This is a genomic window from Sulfurihydrogenibium yellowstonense SS-5 (assembly GCF_000173615.1).
Lineage (GTDB): Bacteria > Aquificota > Aquificia > Aquificales > Hydrogenothermaceae > Sulfurihydrogenibium > Sulfurihydrogenibium yellowstonense.
Window position 1 is genome coordinate 1 of the sequence record NZ_ABZS01000108.1, and the last position, 5559, is coordinate 5559.

At 32.8% G+C, this 5559-nt stretch carries 5 protein-coding genes and 1 tRNA gene; all 6 read right to left on the reverse strand.

What is annotated here, in order from left to right; genetic code table 11:
• Positions 1-102 precede the first annotated feature (102 nt).
• Positions 103-423, reverse strand: a complete 321-nt coding sequence (locus SULYE_RS05295; RefSeq protein WP_007547272.1) for an FtsB/FtsL family cell division protein — start codon at positions 421-423, stop codon at positions 103-105.
• Positions 424-1305 (reverse strand): 16S rRNA (cytosine(1402)-N(4))-methyltransferase RsmH, encoded by an 882-nt coding sequence (gene rsmH / locus SULYE_RS05300; protein ID WP_007547273.1) that lies wholly within the window; start codon positions 1303-1305, stop codon positions 424-426. It abuts the gene before it with no gap.
• Position 1306: 1 nt separating this feature from the next.
• A complete protein-coding gene (locus SULYE_RS05305) occupies positions 1307-2071 on the reverse strand; it encodes an oxygen-binding di-iron domain-containing protein (RefSeq protein WP_007547274.1) in 765 nt (254 codons plus the stop codon).
• Positions 2072-2087: 16 nt separating this feature from the next.
• Positions 2088-2447, reverse strand: coding sequence for a roadblock/LC7 domain-containing protein (locus SULYE_RS05310; RefSeq protein ID WP_007547275.1), 360 nt, complete (start codon positions 2445-2447; stop codon positions 2088-2090).
• Between the two features lie 485 nt (positions 2448-2932).
• Positions 2933-3020, reverse strand: a tRNA-Ser gene (locus SULYE_RS05315).
• Between the two features lie 23 nt (positions 3021-3043).
• The gene (locus SULYE_RS05320) at positions 3044-5497 is read right to left on the reverse strand and encodes a valine--tRNA ligase (RefSeq protein ID WP_343122144.1); all 2454 of its coding nucleotides are present in this window, start codon (positions 5495-5497) and stop codon (positions 3044-3046) included.
• Positions 5498-5559 lie beyond the last annotated feature (62 nt).

The following is a 5559-nucleotide window of genomic DNA, read 5'->3' on the forward strand; positions in this document are numbered from 1 at the left end:
ACTCCTCTCTTTGAAAAAGTTTTAGTTGAAGTATTCTAAATCCTGCTATTAAAAATGCAAAAAGCAGTAGGGACAGGATTATTTTTGTTCTTTTTTCATCCATTAAGGTTTATTTTCAATAAACTTACCACTCTTATAATCACCAGGCTTCATCCCTTGTTGACCTTTTGCCAATTGAGATAATCTTTCTGGCGATGATAATATGCCAATATCTTTTTTCAATTTAAAATTTTCTGCTATTAGATAATTTTTTTCTTGATTAAGCTGAACGATTTCATTATCTATTTTATAATTTAGCTGACTATATCCAACAAGCATGATTAAAGAAGAGAAAAAGATTGCAAAATAAAGTTTATATTTACCTAAACCAATTTTTATATCTTGAATCAGCTCTTCTCTATTTATTGTTATACTTCTTGTCATTTAAATCCTCCTTCCAACTCTTAGTTTAGCACTCCTTGATGCAGGATTTTCTTTAATTTCCTCATCTGATGGAGTTATTGGCTTTTTCGTCAAAATTTCTAAAAACTTTAATTCTTTGTATTTTTTAAACGTATTTTTGACGATTCTATCTTCTAAGGAGTGGAAGGAGATTGCCATTATTGTTCCGTTTTTTGCCAGTAGATTAATAGCTTTCTCAAGCCCTTCTTCAATATCTTTAAGCTCATTGTTAACTTCTATTCTTATAGCTTGGAATGTTCTCGTTGCTGGATGAATTTTTCCATGCCTTAAATTCGGTGGATAACATCTGTACACTATATCTGCAAGCTCTTTCGTGGTTTCTATTTTTTTCTTTTTTCTATACTCTGCTATACTCTTAGCTATCTTGCTTGCAAATTTTTCTTCGCCATAAGTTTTTATGATGTTGTAAAGGTCTTGTTCTCTATAATAGTTGACCACATCATAGGCAGTTAGTTTTTGAGTTGTATCCATACGCATATCTAAAAACTCTTCTCTTTGAAAAGAAAAACCTCTTTCTAATTTAAGCTGGAAGGTTGAGACCCCAAAATCAAATAAAATTCCATTAATTTCTCTAATTTGTAGAGATTGTAAAACTTTATCTAAATCTTTAAATGAAGATTTAAGCAGGGTGATTCTATCCTCAAACTCTTTAAGTCTTTCCTTTGCTACTTTTAATGCGAAATCATCTTTATCTAAACCAATTAATTTTAAGTTTGGATTTTGCTTTAAAATAAGGTATGAATGTCCTCCACCTCCTACAGTCGCATCAACAAAAATTCCTCCTGCTACAAGCTTAGAAAATTCTAATACTTCTCTATGCAGGACCGAGTAATGCTCAACCAATTTAAACTACAAACCTTTTAGTAGGTATTTTATAAACATCGTCCATTATATCCAATCCTGTTTCTAAGCTACTAACCCAATCTATAAATTTATTAACCATTTCTTTTCCTTTAAAGATAGCTCCGTGCTGTGGTGCAATGGTTTCTATATCAAGCTGTCTTACCATTTTTGCCCAAAGTTTAAAAGCTTTTGAGCTTGGAATATATCTTCTATGAAATCCTTCCATATATTTAATATGTTCTTCAAAATTGCTTACAAACTGATAATCTTGTCCTAATGATGCACCAAGGTCTCCTGAATACAGTATTTTAGATACTGGGTCGTATACTTGGAAATTTCCTGGAGAATGTAACCAATGGCCGGGAATTATATACATATCTGTATTTCCAAGGGTAATTATAGCTCCTTCATCATCCAATCCTTTAATTCTATCTGCAACAAGTCTGTCCACTCCAAAATGTGGAATAAATCTAAGCCATAATTTTGAAGCTATAGCTGTTGCCTTTGTTGTCATTAACCACCCATTTGCAGCCGCAACAATATCCGGGTCTTGATGTGAGAAAAATATCCATTGAAGATTGTCAACTCCTATTAAAACTCCTATTTCTTGGAGTAAATGTTTAAAAACTTTATGACCGCCGGGGTCTAAAATCATACCTTTACCATTATCAACAATCAAATGAACGTTTGCTTGAACCATTTCTCCATGACCAAAATCTTCTAATAAGATGTTCTTGTGTACTCCATTGTCGAATAAAATCTCCATATTTAATTACCTCCTTTTAACCCAATTCCTTTTCTAACTTTTTAATCGTTCTTTGAATTTCCATAAGCAATAGTCCAAGTTTTGCATTGACCGGAGCTAAAACTCCAAGAACGGCAACATCCTTAATTCCTGTAAATACAACATATCCAGTAGAACCTTTAATGTACAACTGTTCAAGATTTCCTTTATTTAATTCAGATGTCACTCTTTCACCAAGGGATAATATAGCAGCACCCATTGCTGCAACTCTGTCTTCATCAGCCGTGCTTGGAAGCACAGATGCAATAGCTAATCCGTCAACACTAACTAAAACTGCCCCTTCTGCTCCAGAGTCTCTAATAAACTCTTCAAGTATTTCTGTGTACTTAACTGCCATGACAGTTTCCCTCCTGTACAATTCTTATGTATTATTTTAACCTAATATAACAATAATACGTCGAGTGAGAGATTGAATGATAATAATATAAAATTCTCCGCTCTGCTATAGGATGTTAAAATTGAGAATGTGAGAGATTGATGGATATTGGTACAGTTTATGAAGTACCTGTATGGAATATGAGATGTAGTACGTTAATATTTGATAGAGACTGTTCCAGAAGTTTTGTAAGTTTGCCTTTCCTCGTCATCCTGAGGATGTAAGTCAAAGGATCATCTCTTTTAAATCCTATAAAATAATTTCTCATCCCAAGGTATTTAATAAATAAATTTTTTTCATTTTTATGATGTTGGATTTAAATGGGATAAAATCTTTACATGAAAAAAAAGTGTAATGCAATAACTTTTTTAAGACCGATTGATAAGGATTTGCAGCATGGGAAAGTGTTGCATTTTTTTGAAAAATTTGTGAAAATTAAATAAAAGCGGAGGAGGAGGGATTCGAACCCCCGGTGGGCTGTCAACCCACAAGTGATTTCAAATCACCCGCATTCGTCCACTCTGCCACTCCTCCACAAAAGAGATAGTTATTATAATTCAAATTAAAAATTTTTTCAAGTCTTTTAAAACCCTGCTACTTTCAAGCATTTTTATAATATTTAAAATCTTTTCTCTTTTTTCTTTCAATTCTTGATATAACTGTCTTTCTTTTTCTACAACTTGCGGTGGTGCTTTGTTTACAAAATTTTCATTAGACAGTTTACCTTCCGCTATTTTTATAGACTTTTCAATGTCAGCTAAAGCTTTTTTCTGTCTTTCTATCTCTTTTTCTATGTCAACGATACCTTGAAGGTCTACAAAAACTTCTCCCAGGTCGCTTACAACGGCTATTTCTGTCGATGTTTTTTCTATATCAGTGCTAACTTCTAAGCTTTCAGCTTTAATGAGTGCTTTTATCTGATTTTGCAGCCATTTTAGTTTTTCTTTTACTGCTATATCTTTTGCTTTTATTCTGATGTTTAATTTTCTAGTTGGTTCTATCGAAAAGTCGCTTCTAACATTTCTCACAGAAGATATAAGATTTTTTAAGTCTTCGATGAATTGATAATTTTCTTCATTGTTAAAACTCTCTAAAACTTTTGGATATGGTGCTACTGCTAAAACTTCAGAGTCTTTATTTTTTAAATAGCCGTAGATTTCTTCTGTTATGTATGGCATTATAGGATGAAGAAGTTTTAAAGATTCTCTTAATACAAAGTTTAAAACTGTTAAAGCTGTTTTTTTCTCTTCTGGGCTACCTTTATAAATTCTTTCTTTTGAAAGTTCAATATACCAGTCGCAGTAGTCGTGCCAGAAAAAGTCGTAAAGGATATTTGCATACTCATTGTATCTATAATTCTCAAGCTCTTTTGTAGAGTTTTCGATAGTTTTGTTTAATTTTGTTAAAATCCAGTAGTCTTCTATTGACAAGCTTAAACTTTCTAAATTTGCCTTTCCGTCGTAATCTTCACTGTTAATTAAAACAAACTTAGATGCGTTCCAGATTTTGTTTGAGAAATGTTTATATCCTTCTATTCTCTTTTCAGAAAGTCTTATATCTCTACCTTGTGCAGCCAATGATGCTAAGGTAAATCTTAAAGCGTCTGAACCGTATTTTTCAGCCATTTCAAGCGGGTCTATCACATTACCCTTTGTTTTAGACATTTTTTCGCCTTTTTCATCTCTAACAAGTGCATGAATGTAAACATCTTTAAATGGAACATCGTTTGTAAACTTAGTACCCATCATTATCATTCTTGCAACCCAGAAGAATATGATGTCAAACCCTGTTACTAAAAGGGATGTTGGATAGAAGACTGCTAAATCATCTTTTCTTGATGGCCAGCCAAGGGTACCAAATGGCCATAATGCAGAAGAAAACCAAGTATCCAACACATCCTCTTCTTGATGAAGATTTTCAGACCCGCATTTTTCACATTTTAGCTTGATTTTATATCTTTCGTTGTACACTTTTTCAAACTTATCTGAATTTTCCAATAACTTAATCAAACTATCTTTACTTTCAAACTGACTTGTTTTTTCTCCAAATACTATTTTTTCATAAAATTCTAAATTTGTTTTTTCCGGATGTGTAAAGTTTTTGTCTTTTAGTATACTTAAAACATCTTCTACACAGAAAATTTGTCCGATTTTTCCATCTGCATAAAGATTAAATATTATTTTTTCTTCTAAAGAAGCATAGCTATCATCGTTAAATGGGTTTGTATGATTACAGTCTTTGCAATACCAGATTGGTATTCTGTGTCCCCACCAGATTTGACGAGATATACACCATTCTCTTATGTTATACATCCAGTTTAGATAAGTTTTTACCCATCCTTCCGGAATAAATTTTATCTGACCATCTTCTACAACTTTAATAGCCTTATCTGCAAGTTTTTTAGTATCTACAAACCATTGATTTGAAAGGTATGGCTCTACTATTTCCTTAGACCTTTGAGAATGTCCTACATTATGAATATGATCTTCTTCTTTTTCCAGCAGTCCAAGTTCTTTTAACTTTTCTACAATTTTTTGACGTGCTTCGTATCTGTATAAACCTTTAAACTCTCCGCCGTTTTCGTTGATGTGTGCAGATTCATCCATAACAATGACCATTGGAAGGTTATGTCTTTTTCCGACTTCAAAGTCATTTGGGTCGTGGGCAGGAGTGATTTTTACAGCTCCGGAACCAAAGGCTGGGTCTACATACTCATCAGCAATTATTGGAATTAGATTAGAGACTTCATTACCGTTTATATCTATTCTTTTTTCAGGTGCAAGTGGTAGCCTTACTCTTTTACCTATTAAATCTTTATATCTTTCATCGTTTGGATTGACCGCTACCGCTGTATCTCCAAGCATTGTTTCCGGTCTTGTTGTTGCGACTATAATATAACCAGAACCATCCTCTAATGGATATTTAATATGCCAGATTTTGCCTTTATGCTCCTGGTACTCAACTTCTAAGTCTGATATTGCTGTTTTTTCTTTTGGATCCCAGTTTACTATGTAAGTGCTTTAAAGATTAAACCTTCTTTATAAAGATTTACAAATGCATATCTAACCGCTCT